This window comes from Streptomyces sp. NPDC051064 (genome assembly GCF_044455985.1).
GTDB lineage: Bacteria > Actinomycetota > Actinomycetes > Streptomycetales > Streptomycetaceae > Streptomyces.
On sequence record NZ_JBITFK010000003.1, the window covers coordinates 1 to 25510 of the forward strand.

Genomic DNA, 25510 nt, shown 5'->3' on the forward strand with positions numbered 1-25510 from the left:
CCGGCGTCGCCTTGCCGTACTTCTTCAGCAGCCGCGCGTCCAGCGAACCCGCGTTCACCCCGATACGGATCGGAGTGCCCGCGTCCCCCGCCGCCTTCGCGATCTCCTTGACCTTGTCGTCGAACTGCTTGATGTTGCCCGGGTTCACCCGGACCGCCGCGCAACCCGCGTCGATCGCCGCGAACACGTACTTCGGCTGGAAGTGGATGTCCGCGATCACCGGGATCTGCGACTTCCTCGCGATCGTCGCCAACGCGTCCGCGTCGTCCTGCGTGGGACACGCCACCCGCACGATCTGACAGCCCGAAGCCGTCAGCTCCGCGATCTGCTGCAACGTCGCACCGATGTCCGACGTACGCGTCGTCGTCATCGACTGCACCGACACCGGTGCGTCCCCGCCGACCGCCACCGACCCGACCTGGATGCGCCGCGAGGGGCGGCGCACCGCGAGAGGCCGGGCCGGCAGCTCCGGGAGACCCAGTACGACCGGCTCTCCTTCTCTCATGAGGTCACCGGTTCCCGCCGATCGTCTCCCGGGCCGCTCGCAGGGATTCCTTCAGCGACCCCATGGTGGCGAGCACCGCGGTGGGCTCGTAGCCGCAGTGCGCCATGCAGTTGGCGCAGCGCGGGTCCTTGCCGCGGCCGTACTTGTCCCAGTCGGTGTCCTCGATGAGCTCCCGGTAGGTGGGGACGTACCCGTCGCTCATCAGATAGCAGGGCCGCTGCCAGCCGAAGAGCGAGTAGTTGGGGATCGCCCAGGCCGTGCAGGGGAAGTCGGCCTTGCCCTCCAGGAAGTCCAGGAAGAGCGGGGAGTGGTTGAGCCTCCAGCGGCTCCGGTTGCCTCCCGCGAAGGACTTCTTGAAGAGCTCGCGGGTCTGCTCGACACCCAGGAAGTGCTCCTGGTCGGGGGCCTTCTCGTAGGCGTAGGCGGGCGAGATCATCATCTCGTCGACCTTGATCTCGTCGTTGAGGAAGTTCAGCACCTCGATGACGGTCTGCGGGGTGTCGGTGTTGAAGAAGGTGGAGTTGGTCGTGACCCGGAAGCCGCGCTGCTTGGCCTCCTTCATCGCCTCCACGGCTTCGTCGAAGACGCCTTCCTTGGCGACCGACTCGTCATGCCGCTCGCGCAGCCCGTCGATGTGCACGGCGAAGGCGAAGTAGGGCGACGGGGTGAACTTGTCGAGCTTCTTACGCATCAGCATGGCATTGGTGCAGAGGAAGACGTATTTCTTCTTCGCCACCAGCTGACGCACGATCTCGTCGATCTGCGGGTGCATCAGCGGCTCGCCACCGGCGATGGAGACCATCGGGGCGCCCGATTCCAGCACCGCCCCGACCGCCTGGGCGACCGGCATGCGCTGCTTGAGCACCCCGGCCGGATGCTGGATCTTGCCGCATCCCTCGCATGCCAGATTGCAGGCGAACAAGGGCTCCAGCTCGACAATCAGCGGGAATTTGTCCCGCTTACGGATCTTCTGTTCGATGAGATACGTCGCAACCTTGATGGACTGACGGAGCGGCATGGCCATCTGGGCTCACCTCCTGGGGAGCAGCAAAGATCGGTGCCATTCGTGGAAAGCCGGAAGGACAGCACGAAGAACGCGGAATGCCGATATTCCACCGCGGACCGTGCCGATGCGGACGAGCTCATGCTCTGGAGCGTCCACGACCACCCGTACGGCGGCAACGGGGCGTAGCCCCGTCCGTACGGCGGTGCGGAGGGTGGCGGCGGACTCCATGTCCACCGCGATGGCGCCGGTGGCCCGGAGCGACGCCCGCTCCGGACCCCGGACGACATGTGCGGAGCCGTTGAGCGGGCCGGTGTGGACGGTACGTCCGGGCGCCGCCCTGACCAGTGCGTCGACCAGCAGGCCGGTACCCGTGCAGGCGGTGGTGCCGCCGTGGTCCCGGGTCTCCTCGGCCACCACCAGATCGCCCGGGTGCATGCCGGGTTCCAGCCCGGCGCAGAAGCCGGAGGCGATGACCGCGGCGCCTCCGGCCCCGCCCTGTCCCAGGGCGAGCCGGACGGCGTCCTCGGCGGCCCGTGGGCCCATCCCGGACCTGATGATGCTCACGGGCCCGGGGCCCGGGGTGCCGCCCCTCCTTCCGGTGCGCAGGGCGAAACGCTCGATGCCGAGCGCGCAGGCGATCAGCAGCGGCGTGGTGGGGCCGGGCGGCTCCTGTTGGCCCCCCATCGGCTCAGGCCTCCTTGCCGGTGCCCGCGCCGATACCGGCAGCGGTGGCGAAGGGATCCCCGTAGACGTACCGGCCGAGGGCGGTGAGGGGGAAGACCTGCCGGTACAGGTGGTAGTTGATGGAGAAGTCCCACGGGAAACCGGTCCCGGTGAAGTGCGGTTCGTCCCAGGATCCGTCCGGCTGCTGGGTCTTGGCCAGCCAGGCGACGCCCCGTTCCACGGACCTGCTCTCCCGCTCCCCCGCGGCCAGGAGGGCGAGGAGCGCCCACGCGGTCTGGGAGGCGGTCGAGGTGCCGTGGCCGATCCATTTCTCCTCACGGTAGGACCGCAGGTCCTCGCCCCAGCCTCCGTCGTCGTTCTGGACGGACTTCAGCCATTCGACGGCCCGCCGCACCGACGGGTGCGCGGCCGGCAGGCCGGCGGCGATCAGCGCGGGCACCACGGAGCCCGTCCCGTAGATGTAGTTGACGCCCCACCGGCCGAACCACGCGCCGTTCGCCTCCTGTTCGGCGAGCAGCCACTCGATGCCCCGGCGGGTACGCGGGTGGTCCGCCCGCCCCTCGACGGCGAGCATCTCCACCACGTGTCCGGTGACATCGGCCGACGGCGGGTCGATCACCTCGCCGAAGTCGCAGAACGGCAGGCGGTTGGGGAACGGGCTTGTGTTGTCCGCGTCGAAGGCTCCCCAGGCGCCGTTGCGTGACTGCATGCCGAGGTTCCAGCGCACCCCGCGCGCGATGGCCGCCTCGACCCTGGCGGGGTCGGGGTGGCGGACGCGGCGCAGCGCCAAGACGACCTCGGCGGTGTCGTCGATGTCCGGGTAGTTGTCGTTGTGGAACTCGAACGCCCAGCCGCCCGGCGCCAGTTCAGGCTTGCGTACGGACCAGTCGCCGGGCCGCACGATCTCCTCGCCGAGCATCCAGTCGGCCGCTCTCACGAGCGCCGGATGGTCGGGGCTCACCCCCGCGTCGGCGAGAGCGATGGTGGCGAGGCAGGTGTCCCAGACCGGGGACTGGCAGGCCTCGATCATGCGGGCGCCGTCCTCACGCCACACGGTGAACCGGTCGAGCGACTCGAGCCCCGCGCGCATGACCGGATGGTCGAGGTCGTAGCCGAGCAGGTGCAGGGCGATGACGGAGTACACCGCGGGGGGCTGGATGCCGCCCCAGCAGCCGTCGTTCTCCTGGCGTTCGATGATCCAGCGGGCGGCGGCGTTCATGGCGCTGCGCCGCAGCCTGCGCGGGGCCACCTTGTGGTAGAGGTGCAGCGCCTGGTCGAGCCGCTGGAAGACTCCGTCCCAACTCGCGGCCGGAGCGGCGGGCTTGGGCGGATTGGGGCACGCCGGATCGGTGTGCAGCTCGTCCAGGGTGAACGGGGCGGGGCGTACGGGCCGCTTCGCGGACACGATGGTGAGCGGCACGATGGTCTGGCGGGCCCAGCATCCGAAGTCGTAGATGTTGAGCGGGACCCACTTCGGGAAGAACATCAGCTCGGGCGGGAGTTCGGGAAGGTCGTCCCACTTCCACCAGCCGAAGAGCGCCAGCCAGATCCGGGTGAAGACCCGGGACTCCGCGATGCCGCCCTGTTCCCTGACCCAGCCCGCCGCGCGGATCATGTGGGGGTCGTCCGGCAGATCGCCGGCCAGCCTCAGCGCGACGTACGCCTCGATGGTGGCGGAGAGGTCGGGCGGCCCCTCGTAGAAGGTGTTCCAGGTGCCGTCGCCCATCTGCTCGCCCCGGATGAAGCGGGCGGCGGCCTTGACGGTGTCCTGGTCCTGGATGCCCAGGAACTGACGCAGCAGCAGGTCCTCCGCGTCCATGGTGACGTTGGTGGCGAGGTCTCCCTTCCACCAGCCCTGCTCGTCCTGCCGGCCGAGGAGGTGCTCCACCGAGCGTTCCGCGGCCTGCCGCGCGACGTCCAGGATGTCGTCCGCGGCGTTGGTTGATTCGGTCGGATCGCTGGCCGAGGCTGCGCGGAGGTTCGCGGCCCCGGTGCTTCCGTCGGTCGTCGCTGTCATGGCTTCCCCTTCGTGCAGTCAGGTCCTCTGCTGTGCTGGGGTCTCCGTCGGCGGGCGCCCCGTGGGGCGCCCGCCGGCGACTGCGAGTCATATCTGGATGGTCATCATCTCTTTCGTACGACCACGAAGTCGGCGAGCTCGGTGAGCTGCGCCCGCACTCGTTCCGGCATGTCGACGCCGTGCAGCGCCTCGATGGCTACCGCGTGCTGACGGCGGGCTTCCTGGGCGGTCCATTCACGGCCGCCCGCCTCCTCGATGAGTGCCGCACGGGCGGCGAACTCCTCTTCGGAGAAGCTGTCGAAGTCGTTGCTCTTCGCGTCGGCGGCGAGCAGGTCGCCCAGACGCTCCGAGGCCGGTCCGCCCGCGGCGAGCGCGGCCACGACGGGCAGGGACTTCTTGCGCTGGCGCAGATCGCTCCAGGTCTGCTTGCCCGTGGACTCCGGGTCGCCCCAGATCCCGAGCAGGTCGTCGACTGCCTGGAAGGCGAGGCCGAGGTGGTAGCCGTACGCCTCCAGCACGTCGGCCGTACGGTCGTCGGCTCCGCCGAGCACGGCGCCGATGGAGACCGCGCAGGCGAGCAGGGCGCCCGTCTTGTTGCCCTCCATCTCCAGGCACTCCTCGACGGTGACCCGCTCGCGGTGCTCGTAGGAGATGTCCTGGGCCTGACCGTCGATCAGCTTGCGGCTGGCCGTGGTCAGCCGGCGGGCGGCCCGGCCGGCCTCGACGGTGCCGAGCTCCAGCAGGATCTCGTTGGCCAGCGCGAAGAGCGCGTCGCCGACGAGGATCGCCTGGGCGGGGCCGTGCACCTTCCATACGGTGTCGCGGTGCCGGCGCTGCTCGTCGCCGTCCATCAGGTCGTCGTGCAACAGCGAGAAGTTGTGCACGAGTTCGACCGCTACGGCTCCGGGGATGCCGGCCTCCGCCGGGGCGCCCGCCGCTTCCGCGGACAGCAGGGCCAGCGCGGGACGCACGGCCTTGCCTCCGTCGCCGTCGGCCGGCCTGCCCTGGGCATCGATCCAGCCGAAGTGATAGGCCGCGACGGTGTCCATGGGCGGCGCCAGCCGGTCCACGGCAGCTCGCAGCACCGGCGCTGACAGGGCCCTTCCGCGCTCCAGAAGCGCGGTGACGTCCGTGGTGTCCGCCACGGTGTCGTAAGCCGGATTCGCCGGGGTCACAGACTCTCCTCTTGTTCCGGTGGTACTGCTCATGCCGCCTCCTGCAGCGGATGTTCGTGTGGCCGGCCGAGGGCCTGGAGCGCGGCGTCCGCGGCACTGAAGCCACTGCGGACGGCACCCTCCATCGTGGCGGGCCAGCCGGTGGCGGTCCATGCTCCCGCCAGGTGCAGCCCGGGGGCGCGGGTGTGCGTGCCCGGCCGCAGGCGGCCCACGCCCGGCGTGGGTGCGAAGGTCGCGGTGCGTTCCCGGGTGACGAAGAAGTCGCGGATCCCGGCCCCTCGCGCTGCCGGCAGGAGCCGTTCGAGCTCGGGCAGATACCGCTTGCGCAGCTCGGCGACGGGCAGGTCGATCTCGTCCTGCGCCGCGGACTGGGACACCGCGAGGTACTGCCCGGCGCCCTGGAGTCCGGAGGACGCCGTGCGGTCGAAGACCCACTGCACGGGTGAGCCGAGCGCGGCGAAGAACGGTCTGCGCAGCACCTCGCGGTCGTAGACGACGTGCACGTTGAGGATCGGTGCGTCGGTGAGGTCGAGCAGCCGGCCGGGATCGTCGAGCGCTCCGCCGGGCAGCAGCCGGTGGGTCTCCCTCTGCGGCACGGCGAGGACGACGGTGTCCGCCTCGAACCGTTCACCGTCGGTCTCGACGGCCCAGCGGCCGTCCTCGGCGCGGGTGAGGGAACCGGCCCGGGTGCGCACATGGATCTCGACACCCGCCGACTCGAGCGCCTTGCGGGCGAGGGTGTCGTGGAGGTCACCGAGCGGCACGGCCGCCCAGCCGATGTCGGCGGCGCCCGGCTCGGAGAGGAGCCCCGTCTTGAAAACCTTCGCGGCCAGCGCCATGGAGGCGTCGGGCGCGGTGGCGTTGAGCGTGGCGACGCCGACGAGGTCCCAGAGGGCCTCGATGGCGCGGCTGGACTGTCCATGGCGGCGGAGCCAGGTGGCGAAGTCGATGCCGTCGAGCGCGGGGTCGGCGGGGTCGAGACGGCCCAGCGCCAGTGCGGCGCGGGCGACTTGGGCCTTCTCCGCGAGCGAGAGGTGCGGGTAGGCGGCGAGCCCGCCGGCGAGGTGCAGCGGTACGGGCAGTCCGGTACGGCGCAGCCGTCCGAGCCGCGGTCCGGCGGGCCGGCCCACGTCGAGTACGGGCACGTCGAGGCGGTTTTGCAGCGGGGCGAGGTGGGCCCCTTCGATCCGGTCCAGGAACCAGCGGTAGCCCGTGCAGCAGCGCAGGTAGACATGCTGGCCGTTGTCGACGGACAGGTCGCCGCGCCGGAAGGAGAAGGCGAGTCCGCCGAGCCGGGGGCGGCCTTCGAGCAGGGTCACGTCGAGCCCCGCGTCCGCGAGACGCAGCGCCGAGGTGACGCCCGCGAGCCCGCCGCCGACGACCACGGCCCGGGAGGACCGGGGGTTGCGACCGGTCATGCCTGCTCCCTTCGCCGTGTCGTCGCAGACAGGGACGCATCGCGGCACCCCGGGGTTGCGCGCCCCCGGACTCGGACCGGACCCGTCATCAGACCCTCCCCCTCGCCGTCCGGCGTGAGATGTAACGCGCGTCGAGACCCGAAAGGCCGCGCACCGCAACGTACGCCTTCTCATGGCCGGGCAGCGAGACCCTACCGCGCAGGACCGCCTCGGGATCGCGTTCGATCCGGTCGAGGAGCCGACGGTAGATGCCGGCCATGGCGGCCACGCAGGCACCGCTGCGCCGGTCCAGCATGGGCAGCAGCCGGTAGCCCTCGGCGAAGAGCGCCCGGGCGCGCCGGACCTCGAAGTGCACCAGGCCGGCGAAGTCGGACCCGGGGGGCGGGGTGGCCCGGTGGAATCCGGCGGAACAGCCGAATTTCGCGAGATCGTCGGCGGGCAGGTACGTACGCCCGTTGCCCGCGTCCTCGCGGACGTCGCGCAGGATGTTGGTGAGCTGGAGTGCGAGACCGAGGGTGTCGGCGTACTCCGCGGCCCGTTCGGAGCCGGGTGCGCCCGCTTCCGTCCCGAAAACGCCCAGGCTGAGCCGCCCGATGGCACCTGCGACACACCGGCAGTACGCCTTGAGGTCGTCCCAGGTCTCGTACGTCGCTCCGCGCACGTCCATCAGAACGCCGTCGATGAGCTCGTCGAGACCACCGAGCGGCAGCGGGAACCGGCGTGCGGCGTCGGCCAGGGCGACCGCGACCGGGTCGGTGTCGTCCTCTTCGACCGCGTTGTCCCGGATCCGGACGAGCAGCCCCCGGGTGTCCTCCAGCCGGGTGCGCTTCGTCTCCGGATCCAGCTCGCCGTCGCCGATGTCGTCGACCCGACGGGAGAAGGCGTACAACGCCGACATGGCCTGCCGCTTCTCGTACGGCAGCAGTCGGATGCCGTACGCGAAGTTGCGGGCCTGTCGTCCGGTCACGGCCTCGCAGTAGCTGTACGCGGCCTGTACCGGTGCCGACATGTACGTCGTCTGTCCCTCCACGGTCCGGCTCACCCCTCTCTGTGCGCTCTTCGCAGGACGTCTCCCACCTCGCGCAGCAGCCTGGGCGCGGTGGGTCTGGGCGGTCCGGGCAGTACGTCGAAACCGGCGGCCGTGACCGCCCCTAGGGCGGCCCGTCCTCCGCCGACGAATCCGGCGAGCAGCAGCTTGAGCCGGCCGTGGACGCTGCCCACCAGGGGGACTCCCTCGTCCAGCAGGTCACGGGCGCGCTCCGCCTCGAAAGCGATCAGCGACCGCACCGCCGCGCCCGCGGACCGTGCCGCCAGGTCCGGTTCGCCGACATGGAAGCGGGCCATGTCCTCGGCGGGCAGATAGATCCGGTCGCGGCCGAGGTCCTCGGCGACGTCCTGGAGGTGCTCGGCGATCTGCAGCGCGGTGCAGACGGCGTCGGAGCGGCGGATCCGCTCAGGGCTCGCGGTGCCCGTGATCTGCAGGACGAGGCGGCCGACGGGGTTGGCGGAGAGCTCGCAGTAGGCCAGCAGGTCTCCGTAGGTCCCGTAGCGGCGGACCTTCTGGTCCTGCCGGTTGGCCTCGACGAGCCCGAGGAAGGGTTCGGGGGTGAGCGCGCAGCGCCGCACGGTGGGGCGCAGGGCGCGCATCAGGGGGTGGCGCGGGCCGTCGCCGGTGGACCGGAAGACGCGGTACAGATCGGCTTCGAGTGCGTCCAGGACGGCGAGCCGGTCCTCGGCCTGTCCGGGTTCGAGGCCGAGGTGGCGGGCGTCGGCGCCACCGGGAGCCAGGTCGCCGTCACCGATGTCGTCGACGAGGCGGGCGAATCCGTAGACGGCCATCAGGTCGTCGCGCCATGCACGGGGCAGGAAGAAGGGGGCCACAGGGAAGTTCTCGTCGGCGGCCTTGTCGAGCGTGGCGGCGGCGTCGGCGCGCGCCTGCTGGGTACGGGTCACTGCGTACCACCCGACGCGGGGACGGCGAAACCACGTCGGAGCTGGAGATTTTCCATCATTGCCGTCATATCTCCCGTTCTACACTGCTGACCCAAAACATCCCTTTTCGGACACGCCGCTCGTCCGGCCGAGTGCGACACGCACACAACGGGCGATGTGCGGGGGCGTATCACCCCACATAGCCGCGAATCAGCACCGTCACAGCTTACGTTGTAGAGCTCACAGGACCGCGCCGGGGTGCAGCACGCCCTCGTGCAACGCATCGGCCGCCGTCAACCTTCCCCGGATCCCGAGCAATTGACGTCATCCGCCGGGAGGAGATCCACCCGGGGCGCTTACAGCCCCTGCGGGTCTTCCAGCGCGGGCCCGCACACCGCAGGGCCCCCGTCGCTTCACTCCGGCGGGGGCCACACGCACGCGACGGTTACTTGCCCGTCTCCCGCTCGTAGGCCTTCAGCACCTCTTCGGTGGGGCCGTCCATCAGGAGCTCGCCCTTCTCCAGCCACAGGACCCGGTCGCAGGTGTCCCTGATGGTCTTGTTGTTGTGGCTGACCAGGAAGACGGTGCCGGCCTCCTTGCGCAGCTCGCGGATCCGTTCCTCGGAGCGGACCCGGAACTTGCGGTCACCGGTGGCCAGCGCCTCGTCGATCATGAGGACGTCGTGGTTCTTGGCGGCCGCGATCGAGAAGCGCAGCCTGGCCGCCATGCCGGACGAGTACGTCCGCATGGGCAGCGTGATGAAGTCGCCCTTCTCGTTGATCCCGGAGAAGTCCACGATGTCCTTGTACCGCGCGCGGATCTCCTCGCGGCTCATGCCCATGGCGAGACCGCCGAGCACGACGTTGCGCTCACCGGTCAGGTCGCTCATCAGAGCCGCGTTGACACCGAGCAGCGAAGGCTGGCCGTCGGTGTACACCTTGCCGTGCTCCGTCGGCAGCAGGCCGGCGATGGCCCGCAGCAGGGTGGACTTGCCGGAACCGTTGGTACCGATGAGGCCGATGGCCTGGCCACGGTAGGCGGTGAAGGAGACGCCCCGCACCGCGTGCACCTTGCGCACACCGCGCGGTTCGCCCTTGCCCCGGCGCATGATCCGGCTCAGTGCCGCGGTGGCGCTTCCCTTGCCGCCACCTGTGCCGTTGACCCGGTACACGATGTGCACGTCGTCCGCGATCACGGTGGGGATGTGTCCCTGGGACTTTTCCTCAGCCACGGCCGTACCGTTCCTCTGCCTTCCAGAAGTACACGAAGCCCACGACGCCCACCACGAGCGCCCAGGCGAGCCCGACGGCCCAGACGTGCTGCGGCAGGTTCTCCGAGCCGTAGCCGTCGATCAGTGCGAAGCGGACCAGGTCCATGTAGATGGCCGCCGGGTTGTACTGCAGCACGTCGGCGATCCACTGCGGCTTGTCCGCCAGCATCACGGGAATCGAGAACATGACGCCCGAGGCGTACATCCAGGTACGCATCACGAACGGCATCAGCTGGGCGAGGTCCGGTGTCTTGCTGCCCAGGCGTGCCATGACGAGCGCCAGGCCGGTGTTGAAGAGGAACTGCATGGCCAGCGCCGGGACGACGAGCAGCCAGGAGAGCGCCGGGTAGCTGCCGAAGCCCACGGCCACGGCCACCAGCACGATCATCGAGTACAGCAGCTGCTGGAGCTGCTGCAGCGAGAAGGAGACGGGCAGCGACGCCCGGGGGAAGTGGAGCGCCCTGACCAGGCCGAGGTTCCCCGAGATGGAGCGCACCCCCGCCATGACCGAGCTCTGGGTGAAGGTGAAGACGAAGACACCGGTCACCAGGAACGGGATGAAGACCTCCTGGGTCATCCCCTTCCGGGTGCCCAGGATCAGCCCGAAGATCAGGAAGTAGACCAGGGCGTTCAGCAGCGGCGTGGCGACCTGCCACAGCTGGCCGAGCTTGGCCTGGCTGTACTGCGCGGTCAGCTTCGCCCTCGAGAACGCCAGGATGAAATGCCGACGGCCCCAGAGCTGCCGGATGTACGCGAACAGCCCTGGCCGGGCACCGCTCACCGTCAAGCCGTACTTGTCGGCCAGCTGGGACGCGCTCAGTCCCTCGTCGGCGGACGGCGGGCTGCTCAGCGCAATCCCGCCGTCATGGGTCGTGTCACTCACAGTTAAGAACTCTCGTCTTCACAATGCGCAGCCGGTCGCGGGCGCGGCCGAGGCGGACAGGTTCCCCGTACGAATGAATACGGTTCATGGTCTCAGAGGAAGAGCCTCTCAGATCACCGGTGGCCGGCCCAGCCTGGTCAGCCGCCATACCGTACGCCACCTCATGGGGCGCCGGGGTCCGCAGGGCTTGGTCCAGCCTTCCCGGAAACCCCCGAACCACGCTTTGAGGGCGGGCAGGGAGGGCCTGCGGACCAGCGTGAGGAGCAGCCAGACCCCGACGTAGAGGGGGACCAGCGGTGCGGGCAGGTTGCGGCGGGCGAGCCAGACGCGGTTCCGGGCCACCATGCGGTGGTAGACCGCGTGCCGCGAGGGAGCGGTCGTGGGGTGGTTGAGCACCATGTCCGAGCGGTACTCGATCATCCAGCCGGCGTCCAGGGCCCGCCAGGCGAGGTCGGTCTCCTCGTGCGCGTAGAAGAACTCGGCGGGGAGGGGGCCCGCCTCGGCGATCACCTGGCTCCGCACGGCATTCGCGCCGCCGAGGAAGGTCGTGACGCGGGAGGAGCGCATCGGGTCCGAGGCACGCAGCCTCGGCACGTGCCGCCGCTGGGTGACGCCGGTGTCGGGGTCCGCGATGCGGAAGGTGACGATTCCGAGCTTCGGGTCCGCCTCGAAGGCCTGCCGGCAGAGCTCGGCGGTGTCGGTGTTCGGCAGATGCCCGTCGTCGTCGAGGAAGAGCAGGGCGTCCACGTCGGCTCCGGACGGGCCGAACGCCTCGATGCCGACGTTGCGGCCGCCGGGGATCCCCAGATTCTCGGGCAGCTCGACGGTCCGTACGCCCGGGGGGACGTCGGGGACCGGGGCACCGTTGCCGACGACGACCACCTCGATCCGGTCGCCGTCCTGCTTGGCGACCGAATCGAGAAGGGCGCGCAGTTCGTCGGGGCGGTTGCCCATGGTGATGATGACCGCGCCGAGTTTCATGGGTGAGCTCACTTCAACCTGCTGGACGCCAGGATCGACACCAGGTGCAGGACGGTCTGGAGAAGGGCGATGCCGGCCAGCACGGCGACCGCGAGGCGGCTGAAGAAGAGGTCGTCCCTGACCGTGTCGAGGACGGCGACGACCAGGATGACCAGCGACGCCTCGATGCCGAGGATCAGCCGGTGGAACTTGAGCGCGCCGGCGGCCCGCCGTGCGAACGCCATGCCGGAGGAGCGCGGCTCGGAAGCGGCTTCCTTGACGGGCGGCAGCCCGCCCTGGTGACGGGCTACGCCGACGAGGTCGGTCTCCGCCTTGATCAGGATGGCGCCCAGCGCGGCGAGCGTGCCCAGGAAGGCCCACAGCCAGTCGATGCGTCCCGGGCCCCACAGATCGGCGGCGCGCAGGCCGAAGCCGACCAGCACCGCCGCGTCGCACAGATAGGCGGCCACCCGGTCCAGGTAGACCCCGCCCAGTGAGTACTGCTTCTTCCAGCGGGCCACCTCACCGTCGACGCAGTCGAACAGCAGGTAGAGCTGGACCGCGAGCACGCCGAGCAGGGCCCCGGGGATGCCCGGGACCAGCAGCGCGGGCGCCGCGAGCACGCCGGCGACGGTCATCACGTAGGTCAGCTGGTTGGGCGTGATCTTGGTGTTGACGATGTGCCGGTCGATGCGCAGGGAGATCTCGCGCATGTAGAGCCGACCCGCCCAGTGCTCGCCACTGCGCCGGTCCTTCACGCCCGGAGGGTGCACGACCGGACGGAGTTCAGCTATGGATGGCTTTTGCATAGTCGGCGTACGCGTCCCTGATCTGGTCGGTGGAAAAGTTGAGGTGTTCCAGGATCGTGAAGCGTCCCGGGCGCGTCTGCGGGGCGTAGTCGACGGCCCGCACGAATTCTTCGGGGGTGAAGCCGATCTCGTCGGGCAGCACCGGCAGCCCGTGGCGCCGCAGTACGGACGCCATGAGCAGCGACTCCTCGTGCGCGCCCCGCAGATGCATGGCGAAGCAGGCGCCGAGGCCGACCTGCTCGCCGTGGCTGGCCGCGCGCTTCGGGTACAGCAGGTCGAAGGCGTGGTTGATCTCGTGGCATCCGCCCGAGGCCGGACGCGAGTCCCCCGCGATCGACATCGAGATGCCGGTCAGGACGAGGCCCTCGGCCAGCACCTTGAGGAAGGCGTCGTCGCCGATCCCGCCGGGGTGGCGCAGGACCGCCTCGCCCGCCTGGCGGGCCATGGCGGCCGCGAGGCCGTCGATGTCCTCCCCGCGAACCTCGTGGGCGAGCTCCCAGTCGGCGACGCACGAGATGTTGGAGACCGCGTCGCCGATGCCCGAGCGCACGTAGCGCGCGGGCGCCTCGCGGATCACGTCGAGGTCGATGACGACGGCGATCGGCGTGGGGACCCCGTAGGAGCCCCGTCCGTTGTCGTTGTCCAGGGTCGCGACCGGGGAACAGAGCCCGTCGTGGGACAGGTTCGTCGCGACGGCGACCATGGGCATGCCCACACGCGCCGCGGCGTACTTCGCCACGTCGATGATCTTGCCGCCGCCGAGGCCGACCACGGCGTCGTAGCGGTTGCCCTTGATGCCGTCGGCCAGCCGCACGGCGGAGTCGATCGTGCCGTCGACGACGGGGTACCAGTCGGCACCCGGCAGCACCGGGGCGAGCCTCTCGCGCAGGGCGCGCCCGGAGCCTCCGCTGATCGCGATGGCGAGCCTGCCCGAGGCGGAGATCCGCTGGTCGGCAAGGAGACCGGCCAGATCGTCCATCGCGCCGCGCCGGATGTCGACGACGACCGGGGACGGGATGAGGCGGGTCAGTACCGGCACGCGATCTCCCTGCCCCTGGCGAGATCGTCGTGGTTGTCGATCTCCACCCAGGTCACCTCGCCGATGGGCGCGACGTCGACGGTGAAGCCACGGTTCACGAGCTCCTGGTAGCCGTCCTCGTAGTAGAGGTCGGGGTCGCGCTCGAAGGTGGTCCTCAGCGCGTCGGCGAGCTCCTCGGCCGCCTCTGGCTCGATCAGCGTGACGCCGATGTACTCACCGGTCGCGGTGGCCGGATCCATCAGCTTGGTGATCCGCCGGACGCCCTTGCCGTCCTCCGTGATGACCTTCATCTCCTCGTCGGCGAGGGTCTTCACCGTGTCGAGGGCGAGGATGATCTTCTGGCCCTTGCCGCGTGCGTCCAGGAGGGTCTTCTCGACGGAGACCGGGTGCACGGTGTCGCCGTTGGCGAGGATGACGCCCTGCTTCAGGACCTCACGCGCGCACCAGAGGGAGTAGGCGTTGTTCCACTCCTCGGCCTTGTCGTTGTCGATGAGCGTCAGCGTCACGCCGTACTTCGCCTCGAACTCGGCCTTGCGGGCGTAGACCGCCTCCTTGCGGTAGCCGACGACGACCGCGACCTCGGTGAGTCCGACCTCGGCGAAGTTGGCCAGTGTCAGGTCCAGGACCGTCTTCTCGCCGTCCACCGGCACCAGGGCCTTGGGCAGCGTGTCCGTGTACGGACGCAGACGGCGTCCGGCACCGGCAGCCAGTACGAGGCCGATCATGCGAGTTCTCCTTCGTCGTGTACGGCGGGGGCCGAGGAGGACACCCAGAAGCGGATGGACTCCACGAGCACCACCAGAGCCACGGCGGCCGCGAGCGCGGTGAGAGCCGTGGTGAAACCTGAACCGGAGGTCAGTACGGCGGCGAGTACGGCCACGACCAGGGTCCGGCCCTCGTGCCCTCCGATGGTGCGCACCAGCCACTGGGGCGGCGCTCCGGTGCCGCCCCGGATGCGGTACACCGTGTCGTAGTGATGGTAGGCGACGGCCGAAACCAGGCCGAATGCCGCGGGAACGGCGTGCGGTACGTCACTGCGGGCGGCCAGCACCAGGATCGTGCAGTATTCGGCGGCCCGGAAGAGCGGGGGGACGAGCCAGTCGAGCGCGCCCTTGAGCGGCCGGGAGACGGCCAGTCCTGAGAGGGCCGCGTACACCGCGGCGGCGCCCACGGTCAGCCAGTCGCCGTAGGGGGCGAACAGCGCCGCGGCGACCATGACCAGCGCTCCGGCGAACGCCAGGAGCGGGGCCGTGAAGCCGCCGCCCGGACGCCGGAGCACGGCCGCGACGGCCTGGGCGACCGGACCGGAGTCGGCCAGCTCGGCCAGAGCGCGGGCGGCGCGGTCGGTGCGCCGCGCCTTGCGGGTCAGCGAGCGCAGCAGCCGGCCCGCCGTGGTGTAGCAGGCGGCCAGGGCGCAGCCGATGAGCAGGGCGTAGAAGACGATCCGGGGCGTGGTCACGGCGGTGAGGACGGCGATCATGGCCCAGCGCTCGCCGATGGGCAGCACTATCATCCGGCGCAGCCAGACCGTCCAGCCGACGCTGTCGAGCTTGTCGGAGAGCGCGGCGGTGGGGCTCGTGTTGGAGACCGCGTCGTGGTTGGCCTCGTTGAACGAGAAGTCGACGACGTGGCGGCAGGCCTGGAGCACCATCGCGCCGAGCGCGAGGACCCATACGTCGTCGCCGCCCCGGGCGGCGCCGAGGGCGAGCCCCGCGTAGTACGCGTACTCCTTGGCCCGGTCGAAGGTGGCGTCCAGCCAGGCGCCCATCGTCGAGTACTGGAGCGAGTAGCGGGCGAGCTGCCCGTCGGTGCAGTCCAGGACGAAGGAGAGGAGCAGGAGCACTCCGGCCGCGACGTAGCCGCCGCGGGTGCCGGTCGCCGCGCTGCCGGCCGCGATGAGCGCGGTGATCAGCGAGGCGGTGGTGACCTGGTTCGGGGTGAGGCCCCGGCGGGCGCACCAGCGGGCGATGTAGCGGGAGTACGGGCTGATGAAGAACGTGGTGAAGAAGCCGTCGTGGGCCTTGACCGCGCTGCGCAGCCGCACGGCTTCGTCGTCGACGGCGGAGACGGCGGCCTGCGCGGCGCTCCGCTCCTCGGGTCCGGTGGGCACGGAGGCCGTGAGGGAACCGAGCTCGGGGCGCTGCACCGTGGTGCCCTCCGCGTCCAGTGCAACGGCCAGTCGGCCGGGCACGGTGCGGTCCTCGGCGACGGGTTCGGCGCCGGGGGGCGCGACGGGGCTCCCCGCGCCGACGGCGGCCACGGCCCGCTGGAGGGCGCGGAGCAGCGCGGGGCGGGCCTCGGGCTGCGCGGTGAGCGCTCCGGGGATCGACGCGGCGACGAAGCGGGGGTCGGTGAGTCCGAGCCTGAGCGCGTGGACATGGCCGACGAAGCGGGGGTCCACGAGCGCGACGCGCCTGCTCGCGGGGACTGCGGCGAGCAGGTCGGCGGCCTCGGAGGCGTCGGCTGCGGCGGTCACGTCGAAGCCGAGTGACCGCAGATCGTCCTCGAGCGACGATCCGGGTACCGGCGCACCGGTGAGGATGGCGGTCGACAGACGAACTCACTCCTTGGCACTGAAACGGGAACGGCGCGCGGACATGCGGCCCGGGGGTGGGCCGGTGGCGCGTCGGCTGAGGCTATCGGATGAACGGAAGACCGAGTTCACCGCCCGTTCGTGCTCCGTTCGGCCGAATCGGCCATCATGCGACGCCGTTCGCGATCATCATCGTCGATCAAGGCCTCGCCCCACAAACCGCGTCGGGGAAACGCATAAGCTGACGTGCATGACGTGGTTGATCACTGGCGGGGCCGGTTACATCGGGGCACATGTGGTGAAAGCCATGACGCGGGCCGGGGAACAGGTCGTCGTGCTCGACGACCTCTCGACGGGCATCGAGGCGCGGCTGCCCACGGACGTCACGCTGGTGCGGGGGTCGGCCTCGGACCGCGAGGTCCTCGACAGGGTCCTGGCGGAACACGCCGTCACGGGTGTGGTGCATCTCGCGGCGAAGAAGCAGGTCGGTGAGTCCGTCGAGAAGCCGCTGCTCTACTACCGCGAGAACGTGGCCGGGCTCGGAGTGCTGCTGGAGGCCGTGGTCGCGGCCGGTGTGCCGCGCTTCCTCCTCTCCTCGTCGGCGGCGGTGTACGGCGTCCCGGACGTGGAGCTCATCACGGAGGAGACCCCGTGCGCGCCGATCAATCCGTACGGCGAGACCAAGCTCGCCGGGGAGTGGCTGGTGCGCGCGACGGGCCGGGCCCACGGCATCTCGACGGCCTGCCTGCGCTACTTCAACGTGGCGGGGTCCGCCGAGCCCGAGCTGTCCGACACGGGTGTCTTCAACGTCGTACCGATGTTCTTCGACCGACTGACGCGGGGCGAGGCGCCGCGGGTCTTCGGCGACGACTATCCGACGCCGGACGGCACCTGTGTACGCGACTACATCCATGTCGCCGATCTGGCGGAGGCGCACCTCGCGGTCGCCAGTCACCTGGACAAGACCTCGGACGGCGGAGACCTCACCGTGAACATCGGCCGGGGCGAGGGCGTGTCCGTGCGCCGTCTCGCGGAGCTGGTGGGCGAGGTCACCGGCCTGCGCACGGAGCCGGTGGTCGAGCCGCGCAGGCCCGGGGACGCGGCCCGGGCGGTCGCGTCGGCGGCGCGGATGGCCGAGGAGCTGGGCTGGACGGCACGCCGGGACATGCGCGAGATGGTGGAGTCGGCCTGGGAGGGCTGGTGCCTGCGCCACCCCGAGGCCCGCGCCGCGCAGTGAGGGTCCGGACCCCGGCGACACTCTGACCTGCGATCGTTTCCGCAGGTCAGAGCACATGACAACGGTGTTCAGTGCCGTGTTGCCCCCTACCCCGCTCCCGTAGTTCACTGGCCGCATCGGGCGAGGCGCGTCAGACGTGTCCGAGGGACACGACGGCTGTACGGAGGCGTTCACATGGGGGCTGGCCACGATCACGGGCACACGCACGGAGGGCCGCCCCCGACGGGAACGGCCGCCGCCGCGTACCGGGGCCGGCTCCGGGTCGCCCTGGGCATCACGCTCGGCGTCATGGTCATGGAGATCGTCGGCGGGCTGCTCGCGAACTCGCTCGCGCTGATCGCGGACGCGGCCCATATGGCCACCGACGCGCTGGGGCTGGGCATGGCCCTCCTGGCCATCCACTTCGCCAACAGGCCCGCGGGCCCCAACCGCACCTTCGGTTTCGCCCGCGCCGAGATCCTCGCCGCGCTGGCCAACTGTCTGCTGCTCCTCTGCGTCGGCGGCTACCTGGTCTTCGAGGCGGTCGAGCGCTTCGTCAATCCGGCCGGGACCAGGGGCGGCCTGGCCCTCGCGTTCGCCGCCGTCGGCCTGGTCGCCAACGTCGTCTCCCTGTCCCTGCTGATGCGCGGGCAGCGGGACAGTCTCAACGTCCGGGGAGCCTATCTGGAGGTCGTCGCTGACACGCTCGGCTCGGTGACGGTGCTGGTGGCGGCGGGCATCATCATGGCGACCGGCTGGCAGGCCGCCGACCCCATCGCCTCGCTGCTGATCGGCCTGATGATCGTCCCCCGTACGGTGAAACTCCTGCGGGAGACGCTCGACGTGCTGCTGGAGTCGGCCCCGAAGGGCGTCGACATGGAAAAGGTACGCGCGCACATCACGGCCCTGCCGGGCGTACTGGACGTCCACGACCTGCACGCCTGGACGATCACCTCCGGCATGCCGGTCCTCTCCGCTCATGTGGTCGTGCACCAGGAGATGCTGGACTCGATCGGTCACGAGAAGCTCCTGCACGACCTCCAGAGCTGCCTCGGCAGCCACTTCGACGTCGAGCACTGCACCTTCCAGCTGGAGCCCAGCGGTCACCAGGAGCACGAGGCACGGCTCTGCCACTGAACCGCCGCGAGCCCGATGCTAGGGTCTGCCCCGTGTCTCCGGGTCCGGAGCCCGCCGAAGAGAGAAGGAGCTGAGGGTGATGACTGTCGCGACGACGGCTGCCCAGCGCAGCAATCGGCCCTTCCTCGTCTTCCGGGTCACCGGCTGACCGCTCGGCGCTCTCCACCTCGCCGTGCCCGCCGGGGCCCTCTCATCCAAGGGTTCCCACGTTGACCGAGCACACGTACAACGCGTTCTTCGCACTGCACGACGGACTGCCCCGGCAGAGTCCGGGCTCCGACTCCACCACCCGGCGGCTGCTCTCCCTCGCGGGCCCGCTGCCGTCCCGTCCGCGCGTCCTGGACCTGGGCTGCGGCCCCGGCAGGGCCTCCCTGCTGCTCGCCGCGGAGGCGGGCGCCGAGGTGACCGCGGTCGATCTGCACCAGCCGTTCCTCGACGAGCTCACCGCGGCCGCCGGGGCCCGCGGGCTGGGCGAGCGGATCCGTGCCGTCAGGGCCGACATGACCGACCTCACCGGGCCCGAGTTCGCCGACGGGTCGTTCGACCTGGTCTGGGCCGAGGGTTCCGCCTACTTCGCCGGCTTCGACAGCGCCGTGCGGGACTGGCAGCGGCTGCTCGCCCCCGGCGGATCGATGGTGGTCACCGAATGTGTCTGGACCACGGACTCCCCGTCGGCGGGGGCCCGCGACTTCTGGGACCGGAACGCGTCGCTGCGCCCCGTCGCGGGGAACACCGCGGCGGCCGTGGAGGCGGGCTGCCATGTGCTGGGGGTGCTGGTGCAGCCCGACAGCGACTGGGACGAGTACTACGTCCCGCTGGCCGGACGGGCCGCGACAGCGGATCCGTCGGCTCCCGGCATGCCGGAGGCGCTCGCGGCCACCCACGAGGAGCTGGAGGTCCGCCGCCTCCACGGCGCGGAGTACGGCTACGCCGGCTACGTGCTGCGCCCCTCCGATCCCCGCTGGCGGACCCGCCCCGAGACGACCGCCGACCATGAGGCGGTGCGCGGCGTCGTCGCAGCCGCTTTCCCGGCCCGGGACGAGGCCGACCTGGTCGACGCACTGCGTACCGACCCCGGCGCCTGGCTGCCCGGCCTGTCGTACGTGGCCGAGGCCCCGGACGGTTCCGTCGCGGCTCACGCCCTGCTGACCCGGTGCCGGGTCGGGGACGCCCCGGCACTCGCGCTGGCCCCCGTGGCGACCGCGCCCGGTCACCAGCGCGGGGGCGCCGGGCGTGCGGTGGTGAGGGCGGTGCTGGACGCCGCGCGGCTGCGGGGCGAGTCACTCGTCCTGGTGCTCGGACATGCGGAGTACTACCCGGCCTTCGGATTCACGCCGGCGTCGCGGTTCGGGATCAGGCCGGGCTTCAAGGTGCCGGACGAGGCGATGATGGCGCTGGTCCTCGACGATTCCGCGCCCGTGCCGAAGGGCACGATCCACTACCCGGAGGCCTTCGGAGTCTGACGCGGGGTCCGTTCCGCCGCGCCCTCCGGGGTGCGGCGGGACGGACATGCCAGCACCCGAAGTGCGGACAAGCGGCTTTTGTACGGCAGACTTGACCGCACTCGAGGGGTCCGGCGCACGAGGCCGGGAACCAAAGCGAAGGATGGGTATGCCGACCACACCAGCAACCGCGGCGAACAGCTCGTCGAACGGCACAGCAGACGCGATCATGCTCGAACTGGTCGACGAGAACGGCACCACCATCGGCACCGCGGAGAAGCTCGCCGCGCACCAGGCCCCCGGCCAGCTCCACCGGGCGTTCTCCGTCTTCCTCTTCGACGAGCAGGGGCGGCTGCTGCTGCAGCGCCGTGCGCTCGGCAAGTACCACTCCCCCGGCGTGTGGTCGAACACCTGCTGCGGCCACCCGTACCCGGGAGAGGCGCCGTTCGCGGCGGCCGCCCGGCGTACGTACGAGGAGCTGGGGGTCTCGCCCTCGCTACTCGCCGCGGCGGGCACGGTCCGCTACAACCACCCCGACCCCATGTCGGGTCTGGTGGAGCAGGAGTTCAACCACCTGTTCGTCGGCATGGTGCAGGAGCGCCTGCGGCCGGACGAGGAGGAGGTCGGCGAGACGGCTTTCGTGTCCGCCGGTGAGCTCGCGGAGCGGCATGCCGCCGCGCCGTTCTCGGCGTGGTTCATGACCGTGCTGGATGCCGCGCGGCCGGCGATCAGGGAGCTGACGGGACCGTCCGCGGGCTGGTGAAGCCGCTCGCCGCGCCGGGGGCGGTCAGAGCTGCGTCTTGAGTGGCAGCGCCGCCCAGATGATCTTGCCGCCGCCCGCGGTGTGCTCCACGTCGCAGGTGCCACCCGCCTCGGCGGTGATCTCACGGACCAGGAGCAGCCCGCGGCCACCGGTCTGCGCGTAGTCGGTGACCAGCGCCGTCGGGCGGTAGGGGTGGTTGTCCTCGACGGAGATCCTGATCCATTCCGCGCCGATGGCCACCTCGACGGCCAGTTCGGGCGAGAGCAATGCCGCGTGCCGGACCGCGTTGGTGACCAGTTCCGACACGATCAGCAGCAGCCCCTGGAGGATGTCGTCCTCGACGGGTACGCCCTGCCGGTCGAGCAGGTCCCGGACCGCGTGCCGCGCCCGCGGTACCGAGACGTCGACGGCGGGGGCGGTGAAGCGCCACACCCCCTCGTACGACACGGGATGGGCCGGAACACTCCCACGGCTCTCCATGGACCGCCACCCGCTCTCGATTCGCATGTCACTGACTATCGAATAATGAGTGTCGGGAAGAGTGTGGTCCGGACTGCAGCTCTGACCACAAGTGGTCGCTTCTGTAAGCAATTTGACCGTGTGAGTATGACAGCGTCAGGTGATTGGACTACTTCTCGCCTTCTTCAGGCGTCATCTGGTCCGTCACCATACTGACGACGCGTCGTCCACCCACCCCGATCGCGATCAGCCCCAGCCCGTCGAACAGCAGGGCCAGCGAGAAGAAGCACCCGAGGACGTAGAGACTGCTGTGCGGCCAGTCGATGAGCACCAGCACGCCCAGCAGCAGTCCGAAGGCGCCCTGCAGCAGCGTCCAGCCGAACTGGGGCCCGCGCACGACGACGCTGCCGACCAGCCGGAACACTCCCCCGGTGAGGAAGAGGAGGGCCGCGAACATCGTCAGCGCCTCGGCCGTGCCGACCGGGTTCCTGATGACGACGACGCCGGCCGCGATGTTCAGCGCGGCGACCACCACGCCCAGCCAGAAGTACGGGGTGCCCCGGGCCTGGACCGCGTGGACGAGGCCCACGAGACCGCCGACGAGCAGCAGCCAGCCGAAGAGAATCATCGAGGTCAGGGTGGCGAGGCCGGTGTAGACGAGGCCGACGAGTCCCGCGACGACCAGTACGGCTCCGAGCAGGGCGAGCCCGCTGAAGCTGCGGTTGAGCTTCTTTCCCTCGGTCGTGGGTCCGCCCATCGACAGCTCCTCACGGTGCGTGCCTGCTTCGCGACCCCTTCTTGATCATAGGTTCGTGCCGTGCGGATAGCATCCGGCGCATGACCCTCAGGGAGCAGGCGGTTCGGACGGATCCGCGACTGGAGCACACGGTCGTGGACGGCGTCGCCACCGTCGTCATCAGCAACCCCGCCAAGCGCAACGCCATGAGCGCGGAGATGTGGCAGGCGCTGCCCGTGCTGCTGGAGGGGCTGGCCGCCGACCCCGGCGTGCGGGTTCTCGTGCTCACCGGCGCCGGTGACACCTTCTGCGCAGGTGCGGACATCGCCTCCCTCCAGGACTCCGGAGGGCGGCCGCAGGCACTCGCCGTCCGGGCCGAGGAGGCCCTGGCGGCCTTCCCCCGGCCCACGCTGGCCGCCGTACGCGGGTACTGCGTGGGCGGCGGCAGCCAGCTGGCCACCGCCTGCGATCTGCGGTTCGCCGAGGAGGGCGCTTCCTTCGGCGTCACCCCGGCCAAGCTCGGGATCGTCTACCCCTCCTCGTCCACGCGCCGGCTGGTCGCGCTGGTCGGCCCGGCCGCCGCGAAGTTCCTGCTGTTCTCCGGGGAGCTGATCGGGACGGAACGCGCCCTGCGCACGGGGCTGGTGGACGAGGTCCTGCCGGAGGGCGGGCTGGCGGCCCGGGTCTCCGCGTTCGCGCGGGTCCTCGCCTCGCGTTCACAGCTGACCCAGGCCGCGGCGAAGGAGTTCGCCGACGGCCGCGAGGACCGGGACGCGTACTGGGCGCAGCAGGCACGAGGCAGCGGCGACACCGCCGAGGGGGTCGCCGCCTTCCTGGAGCGCCGCGCTCCCCGCTTCACCTGGACGACGGGGGACGCCGGGGTTGCAGCTACGTCAGGATGAAGCGGCTCTTCGCCCGCCACTCCTCGACCATGGCCACCGGGGCCTTGGCCGGAGAACCGCAGTCGTAGGGCGGCTGTGGGTCGTACTCCGTCAGCAGCTGGACGGTCCGGGCGTGGTCGTCACCCGCGATCCTGCCGAGCAGGGTCAGGCCCATGTCGATGCCGGAGGAGACACCGGCGGCGGTGACGTACTTCCCGTCCGTCACCACCCGCTCGTCCGTCGGCTCGGTGCCGAAGGTCTTCAGGACGTCGAGGGCCAGCCAGTGCGAGGTGGCACGCCGGCCGGTGAGCAGCCCGGCCGCGGCGAGCAGCAGGGAGCCCGTGCAGACCGAGGCCGTCCAGGTGCTGGTGGCATCCGCCGTCCGCAGCCAGCCGAGCAGCGTCTCGTTCTCCATCTGGTCGCTCTGCCCCGGCCCTCCAGGCACCATCACCACATCGGGAGCGGGCACGTCGGCGAGAGCCCGGTCGGCGACGAGCGAGAGGCTGCCGCTGTCGTTGCGCACGGGCCCGGGCCGCTCGGCGAGGAAGACCGTCTCGGCGCCGGGGGCCCGGCTGAGCATCTCGTAGGGGCCCACTGCGTCGAGCGCGGTGAAGCGGTCGAAGAGCACGATGGCGATCTGCATGGTGTTCCTTCCGTCGGTGCCGGGTGGTCGGGGCGTTTCAGGCGGGCTGGGACCGGAAGCGGCGCCGGTATTCGGCGGGCGCGGTCCCGAGGGCCTTGACGAAGGCGCGCCGCATCGCTTCCGGAGTGCCGTAACCGCTGGCCCGGGAGATCCAGGTGACGCCGTCGGTCGTGTCCTCCAGCAGCCGGCGGGCCTGTTCGAGGCGTACGCGCTCGACGTACCGGCCGGGGGTGAGTCCCGTCTCGGCCTGGAACGCGCGGGCGAAATGGCGCGGCGAGAGCCGCGCGCGTTCCGCGAGCGCCTCCACCGAGAGGTCGGCGTCCGGGTGCTCGGAGATCCAGTGCTGGAGCTCGCGGAGGGGTTCACGGACGGCGGTCTGTGCGGTGAGCTGGGCGCTGAACTGCGCCTGGTTGCCGGGGCGCCGCAGGAACACGACGAGATGGCGGGCGACGGTGAGCGCCACGTCCCGTCCGTGTTCCTCCTCGACCAGGGCGAGCGCGAGGTCGATGCCGGCGGTGACGCCGGCCGATGTCGCCAGCCGTCCGTCGCGTACGAAGATCGGGTCCGGGTCCACGCGCACCGCCGGGTACGTCCGGGCGAGCGTCTCGCAGACGGACCAGTGGGTGGTCACCCGGTGGCCGTCGAGCTGGCCCGCCTCGGCGAGGAGGAGGGCGCCGGTGCACACCGACACCAGTTGCCGGGCCCGGGGGCCGTGGGTGCGGATCCAGTCGACCAGCTCCGGGGCGGGTGTCCTCGTGCCCGCGCCTCCCGGCACGAGGAGCAGATCGGGCGCCGGGGCGTCCGCGAGCCTGCCGTCGGGGAGGAGTGTGAGACCGCTGGAGCAGCGGACCGGCGCTCCGTCCAGCGAGGCGGTGCGCAGGTCGTACGAAACGCCGGGGAAGCGGGAGGCGCCGGCGAAGACCTCCATCGGGCCGCTCACATCGAGGCTCTGCACGCCCTCGAAGAGGACGACGAGTACGGATCGCTGCTTCATGCCCTTCATCCTGGGCGGACGGCCCGATGGCCGCAATGACGAATTTCCCACCTTTCCTGCCACGAGTGCCTCACGGCCGCCCCGGCCCTGTCCCACGTACCAACCAGTCGGTAACGTGCGGGCATGAGTACTCTTCCGCCACGTGCCGGACGCCGCTGCCACAACGCGCTCAATCCGCTGCACTCCTGTGTCTACTTCTCCCCCGACCTCGGCAAGGAGTTCGGGGAGCTCGGCATCGACGACGAGAGCCGGGTCTACTTCGCCGCGCGCGGCGCGGCCCTGGGTGCGGTCGGAGCGGGTGCGGTCACCGCGACCTTCTACAACTTCAACCACGAGCTGGTGGCCCGCCATCTGCCGGCCGTCTGGTCGGACATCACCCCGCAGGCGGCGCTCGACGCCCGTCTGCGGGCCGCCGACTCGACCCTGCGCCGGGTGCTCGGCGAGGAGACCCTCGCGTCCCCGGAGATGGCGGAGGCGGCCCGCCTGGCCCTCACGGCCGCCGAGGCCTGCACCCGCCACGCCCGGCCCCTGTACGCCGCGCACGCGGATCTGGAGGTGCCGGAGCAGCCGCACCTGGCCTACTGGCACGCGGCGACGCTGCTGCGCGAGCACCGCGGCGACGGGCACCTGGCCACCCTCCTGACGGCCGGTCTCGATCCCGTCGAGGCCCTGGTGAGCCACACCGCCACCGGCAAGGGCATGGCGCCGCGCTGGATCCTCGCCACCCGCGGCTGGCGGCGCACCGACTGGGACGCGGCGGTGGAGCGACTGCGCGACCGGGGTGTCCTGGACGCGGCGGGCGAGCTGACCGAGGCGGGCACCGCGCTCAGGGCGGACCTGGAGGAGGCGACCGACCGGATGGACTCCGCGCCGTACGAGCACCTGGGCGCCGACGGCGTGGAGAGGCTCACCGAGCTGGGCCGGGGATTCCTGTTCGCCGCGGCCTCGGCGGGCGCGTTCCCGGACGACCTGGTCGGCAAGGGCTGAGGCCCCGTACGCGTTTACGAC

The 25510-nt window shown here is 71.0% G+C and carries 25 protein-coding genes; 6 read left to right on the top strand and 19 right to left on the bottom strand.

Going from position 1 to position 25510, the window contains the following annotated elements:
• From ACIBCU_RS11890 to ACIBCU_RS11960, 15 genes are all read right to left on the bottom strand, one after another.
• Nucleotides 1–505: flavodoxin-dependent (E)-4-hydroxy-3-methylbut-2-enyl-diphosphate synthase (locus ACIBCU_RS11890; RefSeq protein WP_399230924.1), on the bottom strand; the 505-nt coding region annotated here is incomplete at its 3' end.
• A 4-nt stretch (nt 506–509) separates the two neighbouring features.
• Nucleotides 510–1529, bottom strand: a complete 1020-nt coding sequence (gene hpnH / locus ACIBCU_RS11895) for an adenosyl-hopene transferase HpnH (RefSeq protein WP_362941536.1) — start codon at nt 1527–1529, stop codon at nt 510–512.
• A 6-nt stretch (nt 1530–1535) separates the two neighbouring features.
• The gene (locus ACIBCU_RS11900; protein ID WP_399230926.1) at nt 1536–2195 is read right to left on the bottom strand and encodes a 1-hydroxy-2-methyl-2-butenyl 4-diphosphate reductase; all 660 of its coding nucleotides are present in this window, start codon (nt 2193–2195) and stop codon (nt 1536–1538) included.
• A gap of 4 nt (nt 2196–2199) precedes the next feature.
• A complete protein-coding gene (gene shc / locus ACIBCU_RS11905; protein ID WP_399230928.1) occupies nt 2200–4212 on the bottom strand; it encodes a squalene--hopene cyclase in 2013 nt (670 codons plus the stop codon).
• Nucleotides 4213–4316: 104 nt separating this feature from the next.
• A complete protein-coding gene (locus ACIBCU_RS11910; RefSeq protein WP_362941527.1) occupies nt 4317–5420 on the bottom strand; it encodes a polyprenyl synthetase family protein in 1104 nt (367 codons plus the stop codon).
• Nucleotides 5417–6805: a hydroxysqualene dehydroxylase HpnE gene (hpnE, locus tag ACIBCU_RS11915; RefSeq protein WP_362941524.1), complete on the bottom strand. Its 1389-nt coding sequence runs from the start codon at nt 6803–6805 to the stop codon at nt 5417–5419. The genes ACIBCU_RS11910 and hpnE overlap by 4 nt, the downstream gene beginning before the upstream one ends.
• Before the next feature lie 88 nt (nt 6806–6893).
• The gene (gene hpnD / locus ACIBCU_RS11920; protein WP_362941521.1) at nt 6894–7814 is read right to left on the bottom strand and encodes a presqualene diphosphate synthase HpnD; all 921 of its coding nucleotides are present in this window, start codon (nt 7812–7814) and stop codon (nt 6894–6896) included.
• Between the two features lie 29 nt (nt 7815–7843).
• Nucleotides 7844–8758, bottom strand: coding sequence for a squalene synthase HpnC (gene hpnC, locus ACIBCU_RS11925; RefSeq protein WP_399230931.1), 915 nt, complete (start codon nt 8756–8758; stop codon nt 7844–7846).
• A gap of 424 nt (nt 8759–9182) precedes the next feature.
• Nucleotides 9183–9968 carry an ABC transporter ATP-binding protein gene (locus ACIBCU_RS11930; RefSeq protein WP_362941515.1) on the bottom strand — a complete coding sequence of 262 codons (786 nt, stop codon included), beginning with the start codon at nt 9966–9968 and terminating at the stop codon, nt 9183–9185.
• A complete protein-coding gene (locus tag ACIBCU_RS11935; protein ID WP_362941512.1) occupies nt 9961–10890 on the bottom strand; it encodes an ABC transporter permease in 930 nt (309 codons plus the stop codon). Before ACIBCU_RS11935 ends, ACIBCU_RS11930 begins: the two co-directional genes overlap by 8 nt.
• A gap of 108 nt (nt 10891–10998) precedes the next feature.
• Nucleotides 10999–11871 carry a glycosyltransferase family 2 protein gene (locus tag ACIBCU_RS11940; RefSeq protein WP_362941509.1) on the bottom strand — a complete coding sequence of 291 codons (873 nt, stop codon included), beginning with the start codon at nt 11869–11871 and terminating at the stop codon, nt 10999–11001.
• An 8-nt stretch (nt 11872–11879) separates the two neighbouring features.
• Nucleotides 11880–12659, bottom strand: a complete 780-nt coding sequence (locus ACIBCU_RS11945; RefSeq protein WP_104783446.1) for a CDP-alcohol phosphatidyltransferase family protein — start codon at nt 12657–12659, stop codon at nt 11880–11882.
• A complete protein-coding gene (locus ACIBCU_RS11950) occupies nt 12637–13698 on the bottom strand; it encodes an iron-containing alcohol dehydrogenase family protein (protein WP_362941506.1) in 1062 nt (353 codons plus the stop codon). The genes ACIBCU_RS11945 and ACIBCU_RS11950 overlap by 23 nt, the downstream gene beginning before the upstream one ends.
• A complete protein-coding gene (locus tag ACIBCU_RS11955; RefSeq protein ID WP_362941503.1) occupies nt 13686–14423 on the bottom strand; it encodes a phosphocholine cytidylyltransferase family protein in 738 nt (245 codons plus the stop codon). The genes ACIBCU_RS11950 and ACIBCU_RS11955 overlap by 13 nt, the downstream gene beginning before the upstream one ends.
• Nucleotides 14420–16174: a DUF5941 domain-containing protein gene (locus ACIBCU_RS11960; RefSeq protein WP_399230935.1), complete on the bottom strand. Its 1755-nt coding sequence runs from the start codon at nt 16172–16174 to the stop codon at nt 14420–14422. The genes ACIBCU_RS11955 and ACIBCU_RS11960 overlap by 4 nt, the downstream gene beginning before the upstream one ends.
• A gap of 307 nt (nt 16175–16481) precedes the next feature.
• On the opposite strand from ACIBCU_RS11960, the gene galE reads away from it, so the two are divergent.
• The 4 genes from galE to idi all read left to right on the top strand — a co-directional run bounded on the left by galE (nt 16482) and on the right by idi (nt 20789).
• On the top strand, nt 16482–17468 hold the full coding sequence (gene galE / locus ACIBCU_RS11965) for a UDP-glucose 4-epimerase GalE (protein ID WP_362941497.1): 987 nt from the start codon (nt 16482–16484) through the stop codon (nt 17466–17468).
• 174 nt (nt 17469–17642) lie between these two features.
• Nucleotides 17643–18584, top strand: a complete 942-nt coding sequence (locus tag ACIBCU_RS11970; RefSeq protein WP_399230939.1) for a cation diffusion facilitator family transporter — start codon at nt 17643–17645, stop codon at nt 18582–18584.
• 209 nt (nt 18585–18793) lie between these two features.
• The gene (locus tag ACIBCU_RS11975) at nt 18794–20047 is read left to right on the top strand and encodes a GNAT family N-acetyltransferase (RefSeq protein WP_399230941.1); all 1254 of its coding nucleotides are present in this window, start codon (nt 18794–18796) and stop codon (nt 20045–20047) included.
• A gap of 148 nt (nt 20048–20195) precedes the next feature.
• The gene (gene idi / locus ACIBCU_RS11980; RefSeq protein ID WP_362941489.1) at nt 20196–20789 is read left to right on the top strand and encodes an isopentenyl-diphosphate Delta-isomerase; all 594 of its coding nucleotides are present in this window, start codon (nt 20196–20198) and stop codon (nt 20787–20789) included.
• A 24-nt stretch (nt 20790–20813) separates the two neighbouring features.
• On the opposite strand, the gene ACIBCU_RS11985 is transcribed toward idi, so the two are convergent.
• Nucleotides 20814–21269 carry an ATP-binding protein gene (locus tag ACIBCU_RS11985; RefSeq protein ID WP_399231657.1) on the bottom strand — a complete coding sequence of 152 codons (456 nt, stop codon included), beginning with the start codon at nt 21267–21269 and terminating at the stop codon, nt 20814–20816.
• Nucleotides 21270–21417: 148 nt separating this feature from the next.
• Entirely contained in the window at nt 21418–22005 is a 588-nt protein-coding gene (locus ACIBCU_RS11990; protein ID WP_362941486.1) for a DUF308 domain-containing protein, read from the bottom strand.
• An 80-nt stretch (nt 22006–22085) separates the two neighbouring features.
• On the opposite strand from ACIBCU_RS11990, the gene ACIBCU_RS11995 reads away from it, so the two are divergent.
• Nucleotides 22086–22886, top strand: a complete 801-nt coding sequence (locus ACIBCU_RS11995) for an enoyl-CoA hydratase/isomerase family protein (RefSeq protein ID WP_399230943.1) — start codon at nt 22086–22088, stop codon at nt 22884–22886.
• On the opposite strand, the gene ACIBCU_RS12000 is transcribed toward ACIBCU_RS11995, so the two are convergent.
• Together ACIBCU_RS12000 and ACIBCU_RS12005 are read right to left on the bottom strand one after the other, a co-directional pair.
• A complete protein-coding gene (locus tag ACIBCU_RS12000) occupies nt 22873–23508 on the bottom strand; it encodes a DJ-1/PfpI family protein (RefSeq protein WP_399230945.1) in 636 nt (211 codons plus the stop codon). The two genes, ACIBCU_RS11995 and ACIBCU_RS12000, sit on opposite strands and share 14 nt — an antisense overlap.
• Before the next feature lie 37 nt (nt 23509–23545).
• Nucleotides 23546–24502: a GlxA family transcriptional regulator gene (locus ACIBCU_RS12005; protein ID WP_362941477.1), complete on the bottom strand. Its 957-nt coding sequence runs from the start codon at nt 24500–24502 to the stop codon at nt 23546–23548.
• Nucleotides 24503–24625: 123 nt separating this feature from the next.
• On the opposite strand from ACIBCU_RS12005, the gene ACIBCU_RS12010 reads away from it, so the two are divergent.
• Entirely contained in the window at nt 24626–25489 is an 864-nt protein-coding gene (locus ACIBCU_RS12010; RefSeq protein WP_399230948.1) for a hypothetical protein, read from the top strand.
• Nucleotides 25490–25510: the final 21 nt, after the last annotated feature.